This window comes from Nocardioides cremeus (genome assembly GCF_030518195.1).
Classification (GTDB): domain Bacteria; phylum Actinomycetota; class Actinomycetes; order Propionibacteriales; family Nocardioidaceae; genus Nocardioides; species Nocardioides cremeus.
This window is the reverse complement of record NZ_JAULSC010000019.1, coordinates 17608-37883: the sequence shown is the minus strand read 5'-3', so window position 1 is coordinate 37883 and position 20276 is coordinate 17608. Positions and strand designations below refer to the sequence as shown.

Here is a 20276-nt window from a genome sequence, read left to right as displayed (position 1 = left end):
CGGCATGAACCGACGCAACAACCCCTTCGCGGTCCGCCTGTCTGACCGAGTCCGGAGCGACCAACCTGCCGTGCCTACCGTGGACGTCATGAGCGCCCCGCCACCGCCCGACGTGAGGCACGTGTTCGTCACCGACGAGCTCGGCCGTCGTGCGGGCCTGCTGCTGCGCTGGGAGAAGCGCGGCGACGGATGGTGGGGCCGGGTGTGCTACCCCGCGCCATACGACGCCGAGGGCTGGGCGTTGGTCGAAGACTGGCTACCCGCCAACGTCATCGAGAGGGCCTGAGGCCTTCACTGATCCGCCTCACCGCGTCCACTGCCACCTGGAGCGGGATCCGCTCCTGTTCGATACGGCGATGGTCGGCGTGGTCGGGGTCCAGAACGCGTTCGTACATCGTGCGCTCATCGTCGCGGAGCCTGTCGAGCGTCTTCGGCGTCCCGGGAGTCAACAGCTTGCCGTGCTGGTCGTAGCTCGTGCCAAACGTCGAGTACTGGTCGTACGTGGCTGGGCCCATCAGGATCGAGTCGATGTCGCGGTCGAAGTCCGCGCGGTAACCGTTGAGGATCTCGTAGCCGTCGCTGTCGATGTCCCCCCAGTACACGACCACGGGCGCATCGCGGAGCCACGGGAACGCTGCGGGCGTCTTGCCGCCCTTGCCCACACCCTCGACCGAGATCCCGCCCTCAAGCACAGGGAGGTGGATCGCGGTGTCCTTGTTCTCGGAGATCACGACGACCTCAGGCAGGTAGGCGGGCGTGAACTGGTCGCCAACCGTGGCCGAGTCGTGCAGTCGGCCTCCGGTCGACCGATAGGCCGGGTCCAGGTACGTGAAGTGGATGCGCGGCGGGTGCGCGGGCAGGATCCCCAGCTCCGTCAGTCCGGTCAGGGCCTGGACGCCGGCTCGGTGGGCCTGCAACCACTTGGCGTGCACCCCTGGGATCGGGACCTGGCGAGGCGTCACGCCGAGACCAGCACGCAGTGGATCCTCGAGGTACCAGTCGGCCACCACGAGCAGCAGCTCGAAGTCGACCGCCGAGTACTTGTCGACGAGGCGCAGCACCTTGCCGAGGTCCGTCAGTTGACGTGCACGCAGTACTTGAAGGCGCTGCTGACCTCGTTGCAGGCGCGCTGGCCAGTCGTGACCGACGATCGCTGCCGCGTGGTCGATGTCCACAACGTGCGCGTGCGTCGGCAGCACCTGCCGGGTGCCGCCCTTCGCCACCCGGGTCTCGTACCGCAGGTCCACGCCGTGCGCCTTCGCCCAGTCCTGCCACTCCACTGTGCGGGCGTGCACGACCGCGTAGTCGGAGCGCAGATCGGCTGCTGCTGCGCGCCCCAGGGGGAACGCGTGAGGGAACGCATCGCCTTCGCCGGCCAGGTGGCTGTGCCACTGGTTGCCCAGTCGGCGCTGGATGTCAGCGACGAGCGCTGCTGGGGTCTTCACGCGGCGTCGCCTTCATCGTCGGGCAGATCGGTGACGTAGGAGTAGCCCCGCTCGCTCTTGACGATGTTGAGGAGCAGGTCCATGTGGGGCTCCAGCGATGTCACCTGCGTGACCGGCGCACCCACGATGAGCTGGAACCCCAGGTCCTGCCATGCCCTGATGGCCCGGCCGGCGAACTCACTGTCGGCCTTGATGAACGCCTCGTCGAGGAACACCGGCGCGAACCTGGGTCGCGACCGACTCTCGTCACCCAGCTGGTAGCGCAGGGCGGACCCGACGATGAAGGCGACGAGCTCCTGCATCTCACCCCCGGACTTGTCTGCGATGTGGTCGTACCTCGCGACCTCACGCCCGTGCTCGTCGAGGCACAGCGCAGTGATCACCACGTGCTGGCGCACGTCGAGGTACCTGTCCCGCTCGGCGGTAGAGGACTTCGTGTGGCCCTCCGGGATGCTGATCTGGGCCATGAAGTCGCTGAGCCGCTTGAAGCGGGTCTCGATCTGCTGCTCGGTGAGCTCGAGGGCGAGGCCCGAGGACAGCTCCCGCAAGTTGCGGCGGAACTGCTTCAGGTCGTCCTTGAGCACCCGACGCATGTCGATCTTGAGCACGCCCTTGCCACCGAACGGGAGCGTCGCGAGGATCCGGTTCACCGGCCGCAGGCGCTCTTCGATGTCCTCGAGCGCCGTGTCGAAGGCGTCGTTGAGCTGCAGGAGGTCGTCGCTGGACCAGGCGGCGACCTCACGGCGCCACTTCTCGCGCCGCTCGTGAAGTCCCTCGGACTGGATCCGGTCGAGGATCTCGCGGTAACCGTCGGCCGACTCGAACGATGTGCCGAGGTTGTGCTCGGTCCAGCGTCCCTTGTAGCTCTCGAACATCGTCTCCATCGTCTGCTTCGCGCTCCGGATGGTCCGTTGGGCAGCCGCTGCTTCCTCGCGCAGCTTCTTCTCCATGCCGCGCATGTTCGACGCGAAGTACTCCAGGCGGGTGGGGTTGAAGTTGTCGGCCAGGACCTTGTCCAGGTAGACCTGCTGGTGCTCGGTGACCGCCGCGGTCTGCTTGTTGACGATCTCGTCGATCGCGTTCTGCGCGGTGTCCTGCTCGTCGCACAGCTTCCCGTGCTCCTTGGCCAGCTTGTCGAGATGATCCCCCTTGAGCACCCGCGTGCGGCGCGCGTCCTCGAGCAGCGGCTTGATCCGGTCCTCATCCGCCTGGAGGGCGTCCAGCACCTTGTTGGCATCGCGCAGGCGCTGGATCTCGGCCTGAAGCTCGACAACGCGTCGCCCGAGGCCCAGGTAGTCGATGGTGGCCCACTCGGTCTCCTGGACGTGGCGGTGGGCGACGCGCTGATCACGCAGGTCCTGCATCCGCGCCTGGACTTCGGAGACCTCCTTCTGCGCCCGCTTCATCTGCGGCTCCAGCTGATCGAGCAGCCGCTCGATGTCGGCCAGGCGGCGCTCGTTGGAGAAGCCGATGATGTACCCGTCGCCGGACTCGCCGTGTGCGCCCTTGTCGCCGTGCCTCGTCTGTCCGGCTGGGGTCACGCGAGGCTCGGTCCCGGACAGCGCGGCTGCGTTGGGGACGCACAGGTGGTCGACGCCCGGCTGGCTGACGCGGTCCTGCACCCACCGCGAGAAGGGGGAGTCCTTGAAGGCGAGCTTCCCGGACACGTAGTCGGGGTCGCCCTGCCAGTCCTCGTGCACGGCGAGGGTCACTGCCTGGAACTGGATGCGAGGACGGATGGTGATCCCGTCGATCGCTGCCGAGAGGCGGTCTCGGACCTGGCGGTCCACCAGTATGATGCGCGCGATGCCACCCAGGGTCGTCTCGATCGCCTTGCGCCAGTGGTCCTCCTCCGGGAGGACGTCCAGCAGCTCAGCCACGAACGGCAGGTCGTTCATCGGGTCGAGCCCGGCGGCCTCAGCCATGCGCACCCGGGCCTCGTGGAGCCGGCGCGGGACCATGCCGGCACGGCCCGTCAGCGACTCCTTCTCAGCGAGCAGATCACGTAGCTGGCTGCGAAGTGGTGAGAGTGCCTCCTGGGCGGTCTCTTCCTCGGCCTGGAGGGCCTCGATTCGCTTTTCGTAGCCAGCGAGGAAGTCCGCCGCGGCGACCTGGGCTTCGGCGAACTGCTCTGCGGTCTCCGGCTCGACCAGGTTGATCGGCTCGGTGCGCGCCTGGAACGTCAGGTTGGCCCGGTGGACGCTGTCCGTGCTGTCCTCGAGGCGCCTGATCTCGCGCAGGCGCTCGTCGATGGCGCCACCGCCGTTTGCGTACTTCTCCTCGGCGGTCTGTCCGAGCTGCTGCTCGTAGCCACGCTCGTCGGTCCTGGCCTGGGTGAAGGCAGCCTTCGTCTCGACCTCGTCCCGCCGGTTCTCCGCGACGGCTGCGTCGAGCAGGGCTCGCTCGGTCTGGAGCCGCCACAGCTGGAACGGCGTCGGGCCGTCCCGGTCCACGCCGAACTGGCTGATCAGGTCGGCCTCCGCCTGGGCGGTCGCCAGGTCGTGCTGAAGCCCGGGCAGCCGCTGCAGCACCCGCACCTTGTCGGCCTCGTCGACCATCTTCAGGTAGGAGGCCTTCAGGTCGGCGAACTGCGCCAGTGCGCTGTCGGCGACCTCGTAGGTGATCGGCCTCTCCAGCACCATCGTCTTGTAGAGGTCGTCGACCCGGTTGACCTGCATGCCGGCCTGCACCCGGGCGAGCAGCCGCATCGCCTTGCGCCCGCCATCGCCGCCGCCGATGCCCAGCCGGGTGTGCAGGTTCTCCTCGAACTCCCGGAACGTGTTGAAGGTGACCAGGCCCGGGATGATGCCCTTCATCGCGCGCTTGTCGAACCTGCTCCTGGCCAGCGGCTCGAGGCGTGAGAGGTCCAGGTAGCCCTCGAAGGTGGCGAACGTGGTCGTGACGTCGCCGTCGGTGGCGGCGCCGGGCCGGAGGAAGTAGATGCGGGTCACCGTGTACTTGCGGCCGCTGTCGTTGACAAAGGTGCATGCCAGTGCGCCCCACACCGGGCCGCCGTCCAGCCCTCGCAGCACGAGCTCTCGCGTCTGTCCGGAGCTGTCGGTCTTCTTGTCCTGCTTGCCCCGCAGGTAGGTGAGCAGATTCCGCTTCCCGGCCGATCGAGCACGTCCTGTGCCCGCGTCGTTGGACGCGCCGTTGAACGGCACCTCGGAGGGCATCATCAGCGCGATCCAGGAGTCCAGGAGGGTGGACTTGCCGACGCCCGAGGCACCGGCGATCAGCGTGGAGCCTGGCTCCACCGCGATCACGTGGTGGCCGTGGAAGCCGCCCCAGTTGACCAGCTGGAGGGTCTCCAGCTTCCACTGTGAGTGGTCCGGGGGAGTGGTCGTGACCGGAAGGGTCAGTTCGTCGATGGTCATGCTTCCTCCTCGTAGAGGTCGAGGGGCTGGATCGGGAGCTCGTCTGCCTCTAGGTCTTCGTCGACCGGCGTCGTGCCGTTCTGGGTCATCAGCCAGGTCATGAGCTCGCGCAGCTTCTCGATCGGCAGGAGGACCTCGATGATCGGCGAGATGCGGAAGCGGTCGGGGTCGGCAGTCTTGAGCAGTACGCCGGCTGTGGCCAGGCCGTCGATGGCCGTGCCTGCCTTCTTCTGCGCCGCGGACCTGTTGGTGAGGTCCTCCGGCCAGCGCTCAGCGATTTCCTCCATCAGCGTCTCGCGCTCTACGTAGACGTGGTCCTCGCCCTCCTGTCGCTGCGCGAAGAACCGCTGCCGCAGCGCCAGCATCACGATCGTTTCTTCTTTGGTGTGCGCTCGTTCGCGCAGCAACGAAGGCAGGGGGTCGCCCGTGTAGGTGACCGCCTGTCGCTTGAACGCGATCTGCTGGTCCCGCTCGACCTGCAGCTCCAGAAACATGTCGTTGAGGCGGCTCTTGATCAGCCCCTCGTCCTTGAGCAGGACCTCCCACTGCTCGGGGTGGCGCTCGGCGGAGATGTAGCGGTGCTTGAGCAGCGCGACCAGACACCTGCGCTGCTCGGGGTAGAGCGTCCCGCTGTCACCCTCGAACATGTCCGCGCCGACGGCATCCTCGGTCATCTCGTCCTCGGATACGTCGGCCTGATACTCGAGGTCGTCGTCGACCAGCTCGATCTCGGTCATGCGGTTGCTTCCTCCTCCGCCTCGCCGACGGTCACCTCCGGCATCAGGAACCGACGGCTGCTTCCGTCGGGTCGCACCGTCAGCACCGACTCGCGCACGTCCATGTCCGCGTCCGCGTCGAGTCGCGCGAGCAGATGCAGCAAGCCGAGTACCTCCACCGGTCGGCGCAGGTCCTCGGGCAGCTGATTGAAAAGCTCAGCCGCGGTGCGGAACTCGCCGGCGAGTAGCCGGGCCTCGATCTGCGCCTGCAGCTGGGGCAGCGACGGCCCGCCCTGCTTGCGCAGCGCCTCGCGGGACTGCGGGGGAGGAGCCTCGGCCGACACGTCGGCCAGGGGCTCGGGCGCCCGCTCGCTGTCCGGGTCGAAGGTCCGGCTCTTCAGCACGGCGATGTCCAGTGTCGGCGGCAGGAGCTCGACGTCGATGTGGTCGCGAGGGCGCGCGGTCTGCATCCACGTCCGCATCTCGTGGTCGATTCCACGCAGGACCAGGTCCAGCTCGCGGTTCCGGATGTGGTCGTAGCCCTCGATGTGCTCACGCAGCGTCGACGAGAGCCGCCGACGCTGCTCGAGCACCTCGTCGCGGCCCCGACGGACCACGTTCACGGCGGTTGCAAGCTGGCGCTGCTCCTCTGGTAGCAGACCCTCCGCCCACTGGTTGGCCAGGATCGACTCGAGGTCAGTCTTCAGGCGAAGCAGCAGGTCGGGATTGCGGAGCAGCTCCTGGGCGCCGGCGAACGCGCGACCCTCAGGGGTTGCCGTGAGCAGGTTCCTCGCCTGCTCGAGGTAGTCGTCGATCACCTCGCCGACGGGGCGCTGCTCCTCGCGGAACCTCTTCGCGATCACCTTGTGCATCTCGCGCACTGCTTCGGCGACGCGCCGGAAGTCCGAGGGCAAGCCGTCGAGCTCTCGCACCACGTTCGCGAACTGCTCGACGAGTTCCGCTTCGGACGCCTCGGGAAGGTCACCGCCTGCATCGAGGCGGTCCAGCTCAGCCTGCAGGACCGCGATCTCCTCCGAGAGCCGCCGCTTGCGCTCGTCACGGTCGGGGTTCGCTGCCAGGGCAGCCTCGGCGATGACCCGGCGCATCGTCTCGATGCGCGAGGCCGAGATGTTGAGCTGCGTCCGGGTCGTCCGGGTCACGTACTCCAGGGCCTGCCGGGCGTCACCCGTGAGCTGGTAGGTCTCCTGGTCGCGGCGGCCCTGATCACGGTAGAGCCAGCGCTCGCGCACCCACTGGGCCGCCAGCGCCTTGCCGTCCAGGGTCGGCACCGAGTAGCCGCCGGTCTGCAGCTCCGCCAGCAGCGCCTCTACGCGCGTGTGGAACCGTTCCACGGGGATCGGCTGGGCATCGTCCGGGAAGACCACGGCGAAGATCGGCATGGCCACCGCGGCGGACTTGCGGTCGAGCAGCTTCAGGGTCGGGGTGGTGAGGGCCGTCTCGATGCGAGCGCGCTCGCCCTCGATGCCACTGGCCATCTCAACCTCCCTTCCTCGCTGCGGACCCGGTTCGCGACGGAGTTGCGCGATCCCGGCCGGTCAGACCTCCCACCAGCACGCTAGAGAGGAGGTCCGACACTGTCTGGCAGTTGCGTCAAGTAACACGGAGTAACGTCGTAACGTGTTATCGTTTCTAGCGTAACTCGTTACGGTGGCAACGAATAGGGGTTCGAGATGGCTGAGCTGACGCCCGAAGAGCGCGCCATGCACGCGGCGGAGGCGCTCGCCACGGATGGGCACCAGGTCAGCGCCCGAGCTGTCCGTGAGCGGGCCGGTGTCTCCATGGCCGTGGCGGCTGCCGCTGCCAAGGCCTGGAACGCGGGTGCTGCAGCCGCGCCGGAGGCTCCAGAACTCCCTTCGGCGCTGCTGACCCGGTTCGAGGCGACGTGGCGCGAGGCCTTCCTGGCCGCTCGCGCCGAGTTCGACGCGGAGCGATCGGCGCTTCACGAGGAGGCACAGACTGAGGTCGCGAGGCTGACGGAGATCGTCATCAACCTCGAGCACGAGCTCGACGAGCAGCGCTCGACCGCCAAAGACGCGGCTGCTCAGGCTGCCAAGGAGCTGAAGGAACTCCGCGATCGGCTCGAGGCCGAGATCCGGGAGCAGGCGGCGCTCGTGGCCACGGAGCGTTCCCGCGCCGACAAGGCTGAGGGGGCCCTGGAAGCGGTTACTGCCGAGCGTGACCGATTGCTGTCCGAGATCGACGCGCTGCGAGCCGGCGAGACGAAGAAGGCCTGACCCTCAGTCGCGTGCGACCAGCGGCTCACTCGAAGAGGCCTAGCAGCTGCTCAGTGAAGGGGATCGGCGGCAGCACGGTGACGTCGCGACCGTCCCAGTACCAGCGTGGAACCTGGCTCGCCAGGTGATTGGTGATCTCGATGATCTCGTAGCCACCGGTTGCGTGCTGTCCTGTGACTGTAGGCCGGTACGGCTCCCAGTCGGGTTCGGAGACGATCAGCGCCACCACGCCCTCGATGGAGAGATCGACGTATTCGTCATCGCTCGGGATCCGCCACTCCCGCTCGTGCAGCCAGTCGGCGTCCTGCGGGGAGGTCCGGACCATCCACCGCAGCAGGTCCTGCTCGTTGACGCGGCGCCAGACGTCGTCGCGGGTGTACCAGACCGGACCACCGCCTTGCTCCCAGGCCCAGTCGCGGCTGAGCACGATGCCCCAACCCTCGAAGTGGCCTCTCGACAGCAGTGCCTTGACACCAGCCGGGTCGCTCTCGCTGAGGCACACGGTGCGGCTCGTGGACCCGTAGGGCGGCTTCGCGAGAAGGCGCTCCTCGGTGCAGATCAGGTCGAGGATCCCCTTCGGGGTCTCGAAGTAGACCTCGGGCGCGTACTCCTTGCGGGCACGACCCGTGAAGTGGACCAGCGTCTCGGCCTGGCCCGGGTGGGAGATGGCTCGCAGTCTCGACGGCATCTGACCTCGCTGGTCCGGGCGCTAGCGAAGACCAGGCAGCAGCGTCGTCAGGTCGACGACCTCAATGCCCGCCTGCCTCGTGAACTCCGCGACGGTCATCTCGTCCGCCATCCCCGCCGGCGTCCGAAGCCGCAGGGCAGCCTTGGACAGCGTCTTGGCCGCGTTGCGCTTGCTCTGGGTCAGGAACCGCACGGGAAGCTGCCCGACGACGAAGACCTGTCGTCGTCGTCCCGACTCGTCCATGGACAGACCCACGACGTCCGCGAACAGCCCCCGCTGGCGCATCCCGTCCGAGCCCTTCCAGCTCGAGAGCTTGAACTCCGCTACGCGCAGGTTGGTCTCGAGGTCGAAGACCCGGTCCGGGTCGTTGCCCGCCCCGAGTGATGGCCGCTTGAGCACCTGCTCGCCCTCCTCGAGCACCAGCGGCAGCGTCTGCGTGATGACCGCAGCGTGGATGAGCGTGTCGAGCATCCCGACGCGCTCACGGACAACCAGTGCCGCGTCGACCAGGTCCTCGTCGAAGCCGGACTCGACTGTCACACGTGAGCACTCCGACTGGTCAGCGCCCACGAGACTCGACTCGAGGCGGGTCAGGGTCGAGGTCAGGGCGTTGGTCGACATGAAGCTGTCAAGTTGTCGGAAGGCCTCGACGGCGCTCTCGTCACTCCGGCCAACGGCCGAGACGTCGTCAACTCGGCCCATCAGCGCCGAAGCCCCATCGCCAGCGCCCGGGATCTCGCTGGTCTGGAACCCGAGTCGCTGGAAGAGCCGGATCGCGAAGTGGCTGATGAACGGCTCCTTGTGCAGGCCCGTGGCCACGCGGAACGCCTGCTTCGGCGGGAAGCGGCGTCCGTCGATCTCGACCCAGTGGGTCCTGATCGGCTCCGGCTCGACGCGCGAGGCTCGAGCCCTCACCGTCGCAGCGCCGAGTGAGTGAGACCGGCCGTTCAGCACGAACTCCATGGCCTCAGGCTAGGGCGCCTGAGCGGTGGTTCTGCGAGAACTGCAGACCACCCTTCAACCACTACGAGAAGAGCACGTCCCGACGGCCTTCTGCACGTCGGATCCAGACGGCAGACTCGCGGCCATGACCGACCAGACCCTCGACGACGCCCTCTTCGCCGACGTCCTCTCGCCCGAGACCAGGACCCCAGCCGTGACGTGGCCGTGATGCAAGCCCTTGGAGGTCCCTGGTGTGTCGGACGCTCTCGACTTCCAGCAGCGCGTGGCCACCGCCCGAGCCGAAATGCCCTGCTCCACGACGAGGTCGTGGATGCGGTTCTACACTTCGGGCGGGATCAGGCGGGCCGTCCTGTGTGCTGCCTCCGCGGCGAAAGGACGCAGCAAGGCTCGTCGCCGCAGGAGCGCCTACTAGTCCGACTGATCGCGGCGACGGAGGTTGAGGAAGCGCCGCGCAAGCAGGTCATCCACGGCTTCAGTCACGTCCTCGGGCATCGGCGGTCCCCAGTCCTCCATGTCGACGTGTGGGACCGCCCAAAGCCGGTACCGCCTCCGGTCCTCCGGCCACGACAGCGCGTCGTCACCCTCTACCGCCGAGGCTAGGTCGTCGGGTACCTCGATGTCCGCCCCCGCCAGCGCATCCCTAAGTGCAGTACGCACCCGGGCCAACCAGGCACGAATCCGAGACAGCGGGATCCCGCCGACCCAGATCTCCTTGTCGGTGTACTGGATCTCTCCGACCCGCACGTCTGGGTGCACCACATTGAGTTTCTCGCCCGACCGCCCGCCTTCCTCGTCCCAGTGCTCGGCCACGTTGCGCAGCAACTCAAGGACGTGCTCGCCTGTCATCCAGGTGCGGATCTCCGCTGGCAGCCGATCCTGTGCCCGCATCACGTTTCGTACCGCCCCGATCATCAGGTCGAGCTCGGTAGCCGACTGCATCGCCAGAGCCCACGTCGGCACCCGGATCGGGCGCCGCGGATCATATGGCTCGCAGTCGCGGTCATACGCGACCCGCCACGTGTCCTCTGGGTTGGCCAGTCGCGCTCGCATGTCAGCGTCCGCCAGCGCGTGCTGCTGCTCGTAGAACGCCTCCTCGAACCGCTCCGACTGCATCCAGGCGCCCTCAACCCAGCGGAGCCCGTTCCACCACACGTCCTCGGCCCGAGCGGGCGTCCCCTTCGCCATTCCGCCATGCTCGCAGGCGCTTAAGCCGTCGGCGGGAATCGGCTTCGTAACACTCTGGCAAGCATCGCCGAGCAAGCTCACCGTCAGCGAGCGTCCGTCTTGCACCGAGAGCTCGGTTGGAGCCGGGCTCGATAGCCTTCAACCGTGGAGAACGGGGTGAAAGTGCAGTGAACGCAGCACAGGAGGACGGCAGGCAGCCCAGCGAGGTGAGAAAGAAAGGGGTCCCGGCTCGGACCCGCGACCTCCCGGTCGAGGCGCTGCACCCAGGCTTCCCGGCCCCGGCCCGCTACGGCGACGGATGCTTCATCTGCCATCGGGTCTTCGATGGAGACGTCCACGAGACGGAGGAGGATGTCATCCCGAAGTGGGTCCTTAAGCGTCTTGGCCTAGGAAACGCTGGTGCAGACCTGCCGAACGGTCAGGTGTTCGGTTACGGCAAGCGGAAGGTGCCGTGCTGCTTCGACTGCAATCAGCGGATGTCAGCTTCCTTGGAGAAGCCTGTCAGCGAAGCCTTCGCTAAGGGTTGCGATGCGGTTCGCGAACTCGACTTCACCGTCCTTTTCCTGTGGCTTGCCAAGGTCTATTACGGCACCCGATACCGCGAGACGGGACTTCGCGAAGCAGTCAGAGACCCTGAATCGCAAGTCATGCTCGAGCCCAGCGATCTCAGCGCCACTGCGGAACATCTACGCCGCTGCCTGCAGCACCGGCCCGACCAGCTCACCCTCGCTGCCCAACCAGCCTCCATCTTCGTTTTTCGTGCGGGGATGCCCGATGCGAAGGAGAACCGGTTCGACTACTTCGTCCCCACGATGCCGCCCGCCGACCTGGTCGCCGTCCGCTGCAACGACGTCTTCGTGATCGGCATCTTCGGCGACAACGGCTACTGGGGCGAGCAGCTCGGCGGGATCCGCATCGTGCACGAGGCTCTCTCCTCCCTGACCCTGCACCCGGTCCAGTGCGAGGAGCTTGCGGTGTGGTTCGCATCCGAGGTCGGCGGCGCGCACGCCAGTTCCGGCTGCTACGACTTCGTCACTACTGTCCGCGACGAGACCCCGCACACGGTTTTCCTCCCGCAGTTCGAGGTGTCGCCAACTGGTGTACCGATCGGGCTGCTCAACCAGATGCGGGTCAAGTCTTTTCTTCGGCGGCTCAACGTCGACCTCTCCGAGGATGACGGCAAGGCGATCGGGTCCGCTCCGCATCCGCCAACCACCTTGTTCAACAACTCCACACAGGCGCTCGTGCAGGCGACCTGCTTCGAGCGCAGTTGCCGAGATGTGTTTCGTCAGGCTGGCTGGGTCGCGCCTGGCCCGGAGTGCGTGGCATGCGGAGCGTGACGCGCGGCGGCGATTGCGCCGGAATTGGGCAGGGACTTTCCGGTTCAAACTTCGGTCCCACCCCCCACTGAACGGGTCGAGCGATTCGGCGACGACTTCGACTGCGTTCGAAACGCTCCGTTGCAGGGAGACCGAGTGGAAGACTGCCTAAGAGGACCACCGACAATTCTCCTACGAGGTGCGCGGCTTGATGAACGCCCGTTTTCGTGCTGCCGCGAGTGCCGCCGCTCCTCGAAACGTCACGTCCCAGGCTGTGAGTCTTAAGTGAAGATCGAAGTTCAAGTCGGAGGCGTCCCGATCCCGATCCTCCGGTCCGTGTTCACCACGCTGCTCGACAACTCGGTCGCCGGAACCTACGCGGATTACGACAAGGCGTTGGCGTCTGGGGCGATCAAGTTCCCGGCGCTGCTGAGGCTGGCGAGGATCGGCGAGATCCCGTATCCGCTGTTCTTCGCCGACCTCCCCTTCGTGGAGACGCAGGTCGCAGCGAAGACCGAGAAACTTCTTGCAGGTGTTAGCAAGGAGACGTTCTCAATCGGTTCCCGGTCACCAGTCGAGTTGCGGGACGTCGAGTTAGTCCTCAAAGACTTGATACGCAAACAAGAACTACTGAAGCGACATGACGGCACACTGGAGAAGAACCGAATCATTGGCCTGCTGCGAGAGGTGGGTTCCTCGGTAGAAGACGACGCTTCCAGGTTGATGTCCGCGATCGGACTGACCCACGAAGCGATGCGCGCCTGCCGAACGAAGGAGCGGGCGCTCGACCTGATGATTGAGCGCCTTGAGTTAAACCAAATCCTGGTCTCCCGCAGCGTCCAGCACTACATGCCGCAGCGCCTCACCCATGTGGACTTCAGCGGCATGACTATCCGCGACGCCAAGGTGCCGTACATCTTTCTCGCCGGAGGTGACCACGGCGACTACCAGGAGCCAGTGGGCCGGACGATCTTCACCCTGGCGCTCATGGCAGTCCTCGTCGCGCGCAGGATCTTCTCCCCGGTCACATGGAACGCGGAGAGCACAGCCACCGATCTCGGAGGCGAGTACGACATCGCCGGCGCGATACTGATGCCAGCGAGCTCACTCCGGCACTTGAGCCTGTCCTCGCTGGACGACGTCGTGTCAGCAGCCGGCGAGTTCAAAGTGACACCGAGCGCCGCGGTCGTGCGAGCGCTGCGGTTGGGCTTGATCAGCAACGAGACCGCAAGCTCCCATCTGGCTGAGTTCCGGCAGGAGTTCCTCAAGCGCCCAGAGCGACGTGGCATGAGCCCCATCAGGGCTGAGAACGCTGTCCGCAAGTACGCCGGAAGAGAGCTGTCCCGACGGATGATCGAAGCTCTCGACTCAGGTGCCATCCCCAGCAAGGAGTTCTACCGGACGGTGTGCCTGAACAAGCTCCGAGACAGCCAACTCGATGATCTGCGGAGGGCCGTCCGGTGAGCGCCTTCGGGACGAGGTACCTGGTCGACACCAACGCGCTCAGCCAGCTTCGGCGCCAGCGGCGGGCCAGCAAGTTCTTTCGGGCCAACGCGATGATCCCGAGCGAAGTGCTGCACGAGGCCGACGGCTTTCCCGACGTCGAAGAACTAGCGCAGATCGAGTACTCCACCACGCCGTCGGTTCTGCGGTGGCTGATGACGGTCATGGCGACCGTCCCTCCGGACGACACCGACTTGATCAATCTCTACTTGAACCAGGGCAGCGCCGACCCGCTGATGGTTGCGTGTGCACTGGATGCTCGGGATCGCGAAAGGCAGCACCTCGATCCCCTTGAGTGGGCGGTTGTTACCGACGATAAGGCAGTTAGGGCTAAGGCCGAAGAATTCAAGGTGCGAGTACTGACATACGCGCAGTTCGCGGACCTCATTGATCGTTCTGAACCTACGTGAGCATCCGCGAGGCACATCGCTTCCGCCGACCGGGTCGCAACCGTGAGATCAGAACCTGCAGCGTCCTGCCGGGTTCGGCCCAGGTTTCCACGAAGATGCCTCGCCGTCGCTATGACGGTGCGAACGCAAGTTTGAACGAGATCGATCCGCGCAAGGTGACGCTCACCGACGTTGCACTCGATCTGTGCGGCGACATACCGCTGCCTCTATTCGGGGGACTGCACCCGCGGCAATCTGGGCGGTTCGTCGCGGTGCCGTGATCTGCGAGTCACCCCCGGCCTCGCGGCGGCTTGGGGCGATCAGTCTTGGGCCGGGCCTGTGGCTCCTCCGAACGTCGGCGTTGCCGGGCACCGGCAACGTGACCAGGCAATGTCGAGTCGATCGGAACGGAGAGTCGGGAGACGATCCGGTAGCGCAGGTCGCGGGCGGGGCTGTCGCCCAGGGGCTTCTCGGCGACGATCGCGCGGGTGGCGGCGCCGACGTCGTGACCGTGCTCGTGGGCCTGCTGCAGCATCGCTGCGGTGGCCGGCCAGTCGTCCTGCTCGAGCAGGCGCGGGTCGAGCTCGCGGGCCAGCGGCGCCCACCGCTCGACGGGCGTCTTCTCGGCCGCGGCCGAGAGTCGGGCGCGGACCTCGCTGCTCTTGTGCAGCTCGGCCAGTGCAGCCCTCCGCGGGTCGGCGTCCCACGTCTTGACTGCGTCCCGAAGGTCCCGGCCGGCCTGCAGCTGGGAGAGCTGCAGCCGTGCCCGCACCTGGTTGACTCCCGGCTCCCAGGCCCGGCTGGGACGGGACGAGATGACTCGCATTGCGGCCACCCGTGCCTGCTCGGCGCCGAGGTTGTCGAGCCGCTCGGTGAGGAGCTGGTCGCCCAGGGACCGGAAGGCGGGCTGGCCGCTGGCCACCGCGGCGGTGAGCGCGGCCGGTCCGCGCTGAGCGAGCAGGTCGGCGGGGTCGAGTCCGTCGGGGAACCGGGCGAAGCCTGGGTCTAGGCCGTGCGGGGTGAGCATCCAGAAGTCGCGCTCGGCCGCGATCTGGCCCGCCAGGTCGGCATCGGTGGCCACGATCGGGTCGCGGCCGACGGCGGCCAACTGCGCGGCCTGCTCATCGGTCAGGGACGTGCCGAGCGGGGCCACGCCGAGGTACAGGCCGGCGCTGGCGATCGTGACGGCGACCGCGTCCATCGGGCCCTCGACGATCACCGGGACGGCGCCCTCGGCAAGCAGTTCGTCGACGACACCGAACAGCTGCGCACCCTTGTGGAACAGCGGGGTGTCGGCGGTGTTGAGGTACTTCGGTCCGGCCTTGTCGTCGTCGGTGAGGTCGGGGCGTCGGCGGCCGACGAAGCCGAGCACCTCGCCCTGGTGGATCACCGGGAGCATCACGCGGTCGCGGAACCGGTCGATGAGGCGGCCGGTGATGGCCTCGGTGGCGACGCCGGTGGCGAGCATCTCGGTGTCGCTGATACCGCGGCCGCGGAGGTGGTCGACCAGGTTGGTCCAGCCGGCCGGAGCCTGACCGGGGCGGAACCGCTCGTCGCCGGCGAGGTCGACGCCGAACCGGCCGGTGAGGTAGTCGCGCCCCCACGAATCGGTGAACCGGGACTCGAAGAAGGTCTGCGTGAGCTCGTTGATCTCGACCATGCGCTCACGCGTGACGGGGGAGGAGTGCCACTCGTCGGCGCGCTGGTACATGAGCCGGATATCGGCGTCGGTGGGCTCCAGCCGGGTGCCGCCGAGGTCGCGGATGTAGGCGGCCAGCGTGAGGTCGCTCTCGATGTACTGGTCCTCGTCGACGTCGACCAGGTTCTCCTCGAGCGCGTCGACCTGGTGCTCGTAGACCAGGTCGACGGGGGGCTCGAGGTCCGTGCCGGGATCCTCAGCAAGCGGCCACGGGATGGCGTCGGACTGGTCGACGAACATCGCCCGGTCGGGCTCGATGCCCTCCCACAGGTCCGCCGGCGGCTCATCGAAGTGGTACTCGTGCGCGTGCTCGTCGGGAGCGGTCTCCAGCGCGATCGACGTCCGCCAGACCAGTGCCTGGCACTCGTCGACGCCCTCCCAGCCGTCGCTCGGCAGCGCCCGGCCGGCGCCCAGAAGGGCCTCGACCTGCCAGCCACGCTGTAGGCCGTGGTCGACGTTGGAGACCAGCGCCGGCCACCAGGTGCTGGCCTGGATGCTCGCGGCCCGCTCGGGACCGAACAGGCCCGCGAGCCGCGGCGCCCAGTCGGTGGTGACGCTCTCGCCGTGGGAGCCATCGCCGATCTGGGCGGCGACCGCGGGTGTGAGGTGGCGGGCCATGCGCCACCAGAGCGCGGCCGCGGCGAGCTCGTCGGGCAGCGCACCCGCCGGGTGATCGGGTGCGGCGGCAGTGCGCAGCAGCTCGTGGGCCGTGACGCCGGCACGCGACATCGCGGCCAGCCGCTCGGCCAGGAGCGGGGTGAACTCGTCGTCGCGGACCTGCGGGGCGAGCGAGTAGAGCAGCTGACGCCATTCCTTGAGCGCCGGCGTGTGGGCACCGGTGACGGCCCGGTTGAGGCGCCGCTGCCACGTCGCCGACGCCTTCTGCAGCTGCGGTGCACCGGTCGGTCGCGGGTCGCCGACGGGGACCTGCATGGCTGCGCGCCAGACCTCGACGTCGGCCACCGTGGCGGCCTCGGGGCGGATGCCGTTCTGCGCCCACACCGGAAGCGCGGACTGCTCGGCGGCGCGGGTGTGGACCTGCTCGGCGAGCTGCTCGACCAGGTGCGCCCGCTGGGAGAGGTAGGCACCCCAGTGCGGGTCCTCGGCCAGACGCGCCGGGATCCCGGGCATCCACGGGAGCGGGCCGGCGCCCGCGTTGCGCAGCCCGGAGGCGTCCAGGCGCCAGTCCAGGACCGCGGCCCGGTCGCGTGCGCTCTCCAGCTCCCGGTCACCGGCGGCGGCCCGGAGCGCTTCGACGGGGTTCTCGCCGGCCGCGCCGAGCAGCAGCAGGTGGGCGCGCAGGGTGGGCCAGGCGGCCTCATCGGACAGCCCGGGAGCCAGTGTCTCGACGGCGGTGTCCAGCGCGTCGACCATGTTGACCGTGGTGCCGTCGACGCCGGTCGTGGTCTCGTGGCGAAGCAGGTCCTCGGCTGCGACGTAGAGGCTGTCGAGGTAGCGCTGGGAGGCCTCGCCAAGCCGGGTGGCCGGGTCGGCCTGCTCGCGGACCAGGCTGGTCGCGGACCGCTGGGCGTCGTCGCGGGCCAGCATTGACTCGAGGATGTCGGTGGGGGTGAGCGGCCGGACCAGGGTCGGGTGGATTACCGAGTGCGGGTCGCCGTCGCCGACGACCTCGAGGTAGACGTGGTTGGCGTGCGCGCCGCGGGTGATCATCGTGTAGAGCTGCTGGCGCGACTCGGTGCCGGTGGCCAGGCCGTGCATTGTGTCGGCGGTGACGCCCTGGGCGGTGTGCACGGTGCACGCGTAGCCGAGCTCGGTGGCCTTGGCGACATAGTCGCTCGGCAGTCGCACGGTGCGGCCGTGCTGGGTGTGCTGGACGGTCAGGTCGCCGCCGTCGTGGATCTCCAGGACGGTCCAGCGGTCGCCGTTCTTCACCCAGTCGGTGGCCGAAGTACGCAGCCGGCGGTCGTTCTCGCGGGTGATGATCAGCTCGCCGATCGACGCCTCGTTGCCGTCGGCGAGCCGGCGCACCGGGCCACTGCTGGCGACGTCGGCCGGGTCGATCCCGTCCAGACGGTGAGCGCGGGCCTGCTGGTTCAGCTCGCTGACGAGGTCGCGGGTCGGGGCGAGCATGATCGAGTCCAGGCCGGCGGCCCGGTCGGCCTGCCAGGCGGCGAAGACCTCCTCGGTCATGGTCGCCAGGTCGCCGACGTGGACCCGGTCGCGGTCGAGGTAGAAGCCGAGCGCCTCGCTCTTCCCCTCGCGCAGGGCCAGCGACGCTGCGCCCTCGGCGGGGTCCTTGAACCGGACGAGCTCGGTCAGCTGGAGCGCGCCGTGGGTGGCTCGGATGTCGCGCAGCACGCCGCCGGCGCCGATCGCGGAGAGCTGCTGGTCGTCACCGATCAGGCGGACGCTGCCGCCGCGCTCGAGGATGTAGGAGACCGCGGCGTCCAGGGAGAGGGTGTCGGCCATGCCCGCCTCGTCGATCACGACGAGCGTTGAGGAGTCGATGCCGGCCACCCAGTTCGGCATCGCGGCACCGGTCTGCCGGGCCTGCTCGAGGGAGTGCGTGAGCTTGGCCAGGGTGTCGGTCTGGGTGTCGATCTGGGAGCGCAGGGCGTCCGCGGCCGCCGCCGAGGGAGCGAGGCCGAGGATGGTGCCTCCGCCGTCGCTCCACGCGCTGGCCAGGGCTCGCATCGCGGTGGTCTTGCCCGATCCGGCGGGGGCGATCGCCAGCTGGAGCCGGGCGCCGGAAGTGGCCATCTCCCGCACCAGCATGGCCTGTCCGGCGTTGAGGGTGATGCCGTTGGCGGTCGACTCCAGAAGCGCCAGGTCGACCGAGGACGCCTCGACGGCGTACCCGTCATGGCGGCCGGCGGCGTCGACCAGGCGCTGTTCGGCGGCCAGCACCTTGCTCGAGGTGAACAGGTCGGCCCCGGCCTGGGTGTAGACCGAGGACCCGTCTGCGCGGCGCAGCTGGACCGGCTCGCTGATGGTGTCCCAGGGGCGGGCCATGCTCACCGAGTAGCCGTCGAGGACCTCGCTGACCAGCAGGTCGACCACCTGGGAGACCTGGTTGGTGGGCACGTTGGCGGCCCGGACCTGCCGCTGAGCCTCGGCGTAGACGTGCCAGTACTGCCACGCGCTCCGGCTGCCTTCCATCGTGGCCACGATGCGGTCGGTGGTCTTGGCGAACCAGGCCGAGTCGGCCAGGGAGCGGGCCGCGCCCTTCGGGTTGAGGGCGCCGTGCACCATCTGCTTGACCCGCTGCGGGGTGCCGAGCAGCTCGACCGCCTCGCGGTTCCAGGCCTCGCGTTGCTCGGCCAGCGAGCGGGGCTCGTGCTTGGCCTCGCGGGTCTCCAGCGTCGCCTGCTGGGACAGCTGGATGGTCTCTACGGGCGTCGGGGGCCGCCCGTGGGTGGCCTGGAACGCCGCCGCGAGGACCTTGCGGCGGTCCTCGACGTTGATCCGGCGCTTGGAGAACCGGTGGTTCAGCTCGGGGTCGACGCCGACGATCTCACGCACCGGCCGCTTGCGGGCGTCCTCGTTTGGGCGCTCCTCGAACCGCACGCCAAGGGCGTCGACCAGGTGCCGCTCGAGCGCGGTGTTGTAGGTCTCCGAGGCCGAGACGACCGCCTTGTGCAGCGGCCGGCCGTCGATGGCCAGCCACTTGCCGTCGAGGGTCTGAACTTTGTTGGCGACGGCGACGTGCGTATGCAAGTCAGGGTCTCCGGCGCGGGAGTCGCGGTGGGTGAACGCCGTGGCGACCAGGCCACGGACGTCGACCTGGCGGACGCCGTTGGTGCCTCGGCGAGTGAACAGTGCCTTGGACTCGATGAAGCCCAGCGCGTCCTTGATCGCCGCCTGGTGGGCCCGCTCGATCACCGCGGCGGTCTTCGGGTCGGAGATCGCCCACAGCACCGAGACGCTCTTGACAGGGGAGAAGGTCAGGTCGTAGCCGGCGACGGCGTTGGTCTTGGGGCGGGAGTGCTTGGCGATCGTCGCGGCGAGCTCGCGGGCGTCGGCCGGGTCGCGGCCGTGCTCGGCACGGAAGAACTCCGCGGCCACCTCGGTGCGGATCTTGGCCCGGTCGGCCGCGGGGACCGGCCAGTCCCCAGGGAGGCCGGCGGCCTCGTTGAGGGCCGCGATGCGCTTGGCGACCTCGATCCGAAACGGGCTGATGTCGTTGTCGTAGACCTTGTAGGGGGTGCCGAGCCGGACCGCGGTCTTGTAGTCCGCATCGGTCGCCCGCCCGGCCACGTCGCGGCCGATGCGCAGGTCCAGCTCCTTGGTCCGCTGGGTGGCCAGCGGGTGGTGCCCGGAGCCGAACAGGCTCTGCATTTGGTCGGCGGTGACGACGTCGCCGGCATCGAGTCCCTCGATGCCCTCCAGGCCCGAGCCGACCCACACGCCGGGGGTCTCGCCCTTCTCGGTGTAGTAGCTCGCCAGGCCGGTGTGGCCCTTGTCGGTGGCGTCCATCGCTGCGACCTGGCGGGTCAGGTAGTCGTACCCCGACCCCGCCGTCAGCTTGTGGAGGCTCATCGTCACGGTCACCTACGTGCGCACGCGCGCGGCAGGCGATCACTTTCGGCCGGATTCCTGCTCTGTTCTTTCTATTCGGCTAACCGAGAATGCAAGAGGTGTGTGGCACTTGGGAGGTCGCGAAAATCTGGGGGGACGCTGAGGGGCGTGGGTGACGGCTGGGGCGTCGGGTTCGGACTGGCTGGAGTGGACGGGCTGGCTAGGGTCGAGATTGGCGGGTTCGGAAGGTTCTTGGCC

General features: G+C 68.2%; 14 protein-coding genes. 6 read left to right on the top strand and 8 right to left on the bottom strand.

Annotated elements, in window-relative coordinates; all coding sequences use genetic code 11:
• Nucleotides 1-88 precede the first annotated feature (88 nt).
• Nucleotides 89-286 carry a hypothetical protein gene (locus QWJ41_RS16345; protein WP_302709464.1) on the top strand — a complete coding sequence of 66 codons (198 nt, stop codon included), beginning with the start codon at nt 89-91 and terminating at the stop codon, nt 284-286.
• On the opposite strand, the gene QWJ41_RS16340 is transcribed toward QWJ41_RS16345, so the two are convergent.
• From QWJ41_RS16340 to QWJ41_RS16325, 4 genes are read right to left on the bottom strand one after another with little or no spacing between them, the layout of a single operon-like run.
• Nucleotides 270-1445 carry a Wadjet anti-phage system protein JetD domain-containing protein gene (locus QWJ41_RS16340; protein ID WP_302709463.1) on the bottom strand — a complete coding sequence of 392 codons (1176 nt, stop codon included), beginning with the start codon at nt 1443-1445 and terminating at the stop codon, nt 270-272. The two genes, QWJ41_RS16345 and QWJ41_RS16340, sit on opposite strands and share 17 nt — an antisense overlap.
• Nucleotides 1442-4822 (bottom strand): ATP-binding protein, encoded by a 3381-nt coding sequence (locus tag QWJ41_RS16335; RefSeq protein WP_302709462.1) that lies wholly within the window; start codon nt 4820-4822, stop codon nt 1442-1444. The genes QWJ41_RS16340 and QWJ41_RS16335 overlap by 4 nt, the downstream gene beginning before the upstream one ends.
• Nucleotides 4819-5559 (bottom strand): DUF4194 domain-containing protein, encoded by a 741-nt coding sequence (locus QWJ41_RS16330; RefSeq protein WP_302709461.1) that lies wholly within the window; start codon nt 5557-5559, stop codon nt 4819-4821. The genes QWJ41_RS16335 and QWJ41_RS16330 overlap by 4 nt, the downstream gene beginning before the upstream one ends.
• Nucleotides 5556-7034 (bottom strand): DUF3375 family protein, encoded by a 1479-nt coding sequence (locus tag QWJ41_RS16325; RefSeq protein ID WP_302709460.1) that lies wholly within the window; start codon nt 7032-7034, stop codon nt 5556-5558. The genes QWJ41_RS16330 and QWJ41_RS16325 overlap by 4 nt, the downstream gene beginning before the upstream one ends.
• 195 nt (nt 7035-7229) lie before the next feature.
• Here QWJ41_RS16325 and QWJ41_RS16320 point away from each other — a divergent pair, with 195 nt between their 5' ends.
• Nucleotides 7230-7793 carry a DNA-binding protein gene (locus tag QWJ41_RS16320; protein WP_302709459.1) on the top strand — a complete coding sequence of 188 codons (564 nt, stop codon included), beginning with the start codon at nt 7230-7232 and terminating at the stop codon, nt 7791-7793.
• A gap of 25 nt (nt 7794-7818) precedes the next feature.
• Here the strand turns inward: QWJ41_RS16320 and QWJ41_RS16315 are convergent, their stop codons facing one another.
• The 3 genes from QWJ41_RS16315 to QWJ41_RS16305 form a co-directional block, all read right to left on the bottom strand.
• The gene (locus QWJ41_RS16315) at nt 7819-8481 is read right to left on the bottom strand and encodes a hypothetical protein (protein WP_302709458.1); all 663 of its coding nucleotides are present in this window, start codon (nt 8479-8481) and stop codon (nt 7819-7821) included.
• Nucleotides 8482-8502: 21 nt separating this feature from the next.
• On the bottom strand, nt 8503-9444 hold the full coding sequence (locus QWJ41_RS16310; protein ID WP_302709457.1) for a hypothetical protein: 942 nt from the start codon (nt 9442-9444) through the stop codon (nt 8503-8505).
• A 408-nt stretch (nt 9445-9852) separates the two neighbouring features.
• Nucleotides 9853-10629 (bottom strand): hypothetical protein, encoded by a 777-nt coding sequence (locus tag QWJ41_RS16305; RefSeq protein WP_302709456.1) that lies wholly within the window; start codon nt 10627-10629, stop codon nt 9853-9855.
• A gap of 167 nt (nt 10630-10796) precedes the next feature.
• Here QWJ41_RS16305 and QWJ41_RS16300 point away from each other — a divergent pair, with 167 nt between their 5' ends.
• From QWJ41_RS16300 to QWJ41_RS16285, 4 genes are all read left to right on the top strand, one after another.
• The gene (locus tag QWJ41_RS16300; protein WP_302709455.1) at nt 10797-11969 is read left to right on the top strand and encodes a hypothetical protein; all 1173 of its coding nucleotides are present in this window, start codon (nt 10797-10799) and stop codon (nt 11967-11969) included.
• Nucleotides 11970-12284: 315 nt separating this feature from the next.
• Entirely contained in the window at nt 12285-13412 is a 1128-nt protein-coding gene (locus QWJ41_RS16295; protein ID WP_302709454.1) for a hypothetical protein, read from the top strand.
• The gene (locus QWJ41_RS16290; RefSeq protein WP_302709453.1) at nt 13409-13861 is read left to right on the top strand and encodes a hypothetical protein; all 453 of its coding nucleotides are present in this window, start codon (nt 13409-13411) and stop codon (nt 13859-13861) included. Before QWJ41_RS16295 ends, QWJ41_RS16290 begins: the two co-directional genes overlap by 4 nt.
• Nucleotides 13858-14121, top strand: coding sequence for a hypothetical protein (locus QWJ41_RS16285; RefSeq protein WP_302709452.1), 264 nt, complete (start codon nt 13858-13860; stop codon nt 14119-14121). The genes QWJ41_RS16290 and QWJ41_RS16285 overlap by 4 nt, the downstream gene beginning before the upstream one ends.
• Nucleotides 14122-14129: 8 nt before the next feature.
• On the opposite strand, the gene mobF is transcribed toward QWJ41_RS16285, so the two are convergent.
• Nucleotides 14130-20039: a MobF family relaxase gene (gene mobF / locus QWJ41_RS16280; protein WP_302709451.1), complete on the bottom strand. Its 5910-nt coding sequence runs from the start codon at nt 20037-20039 to the stop codon at nt 14130-14132.
• Nucleotides 20040-20276 lie beyond the last annotated feature (237 nt).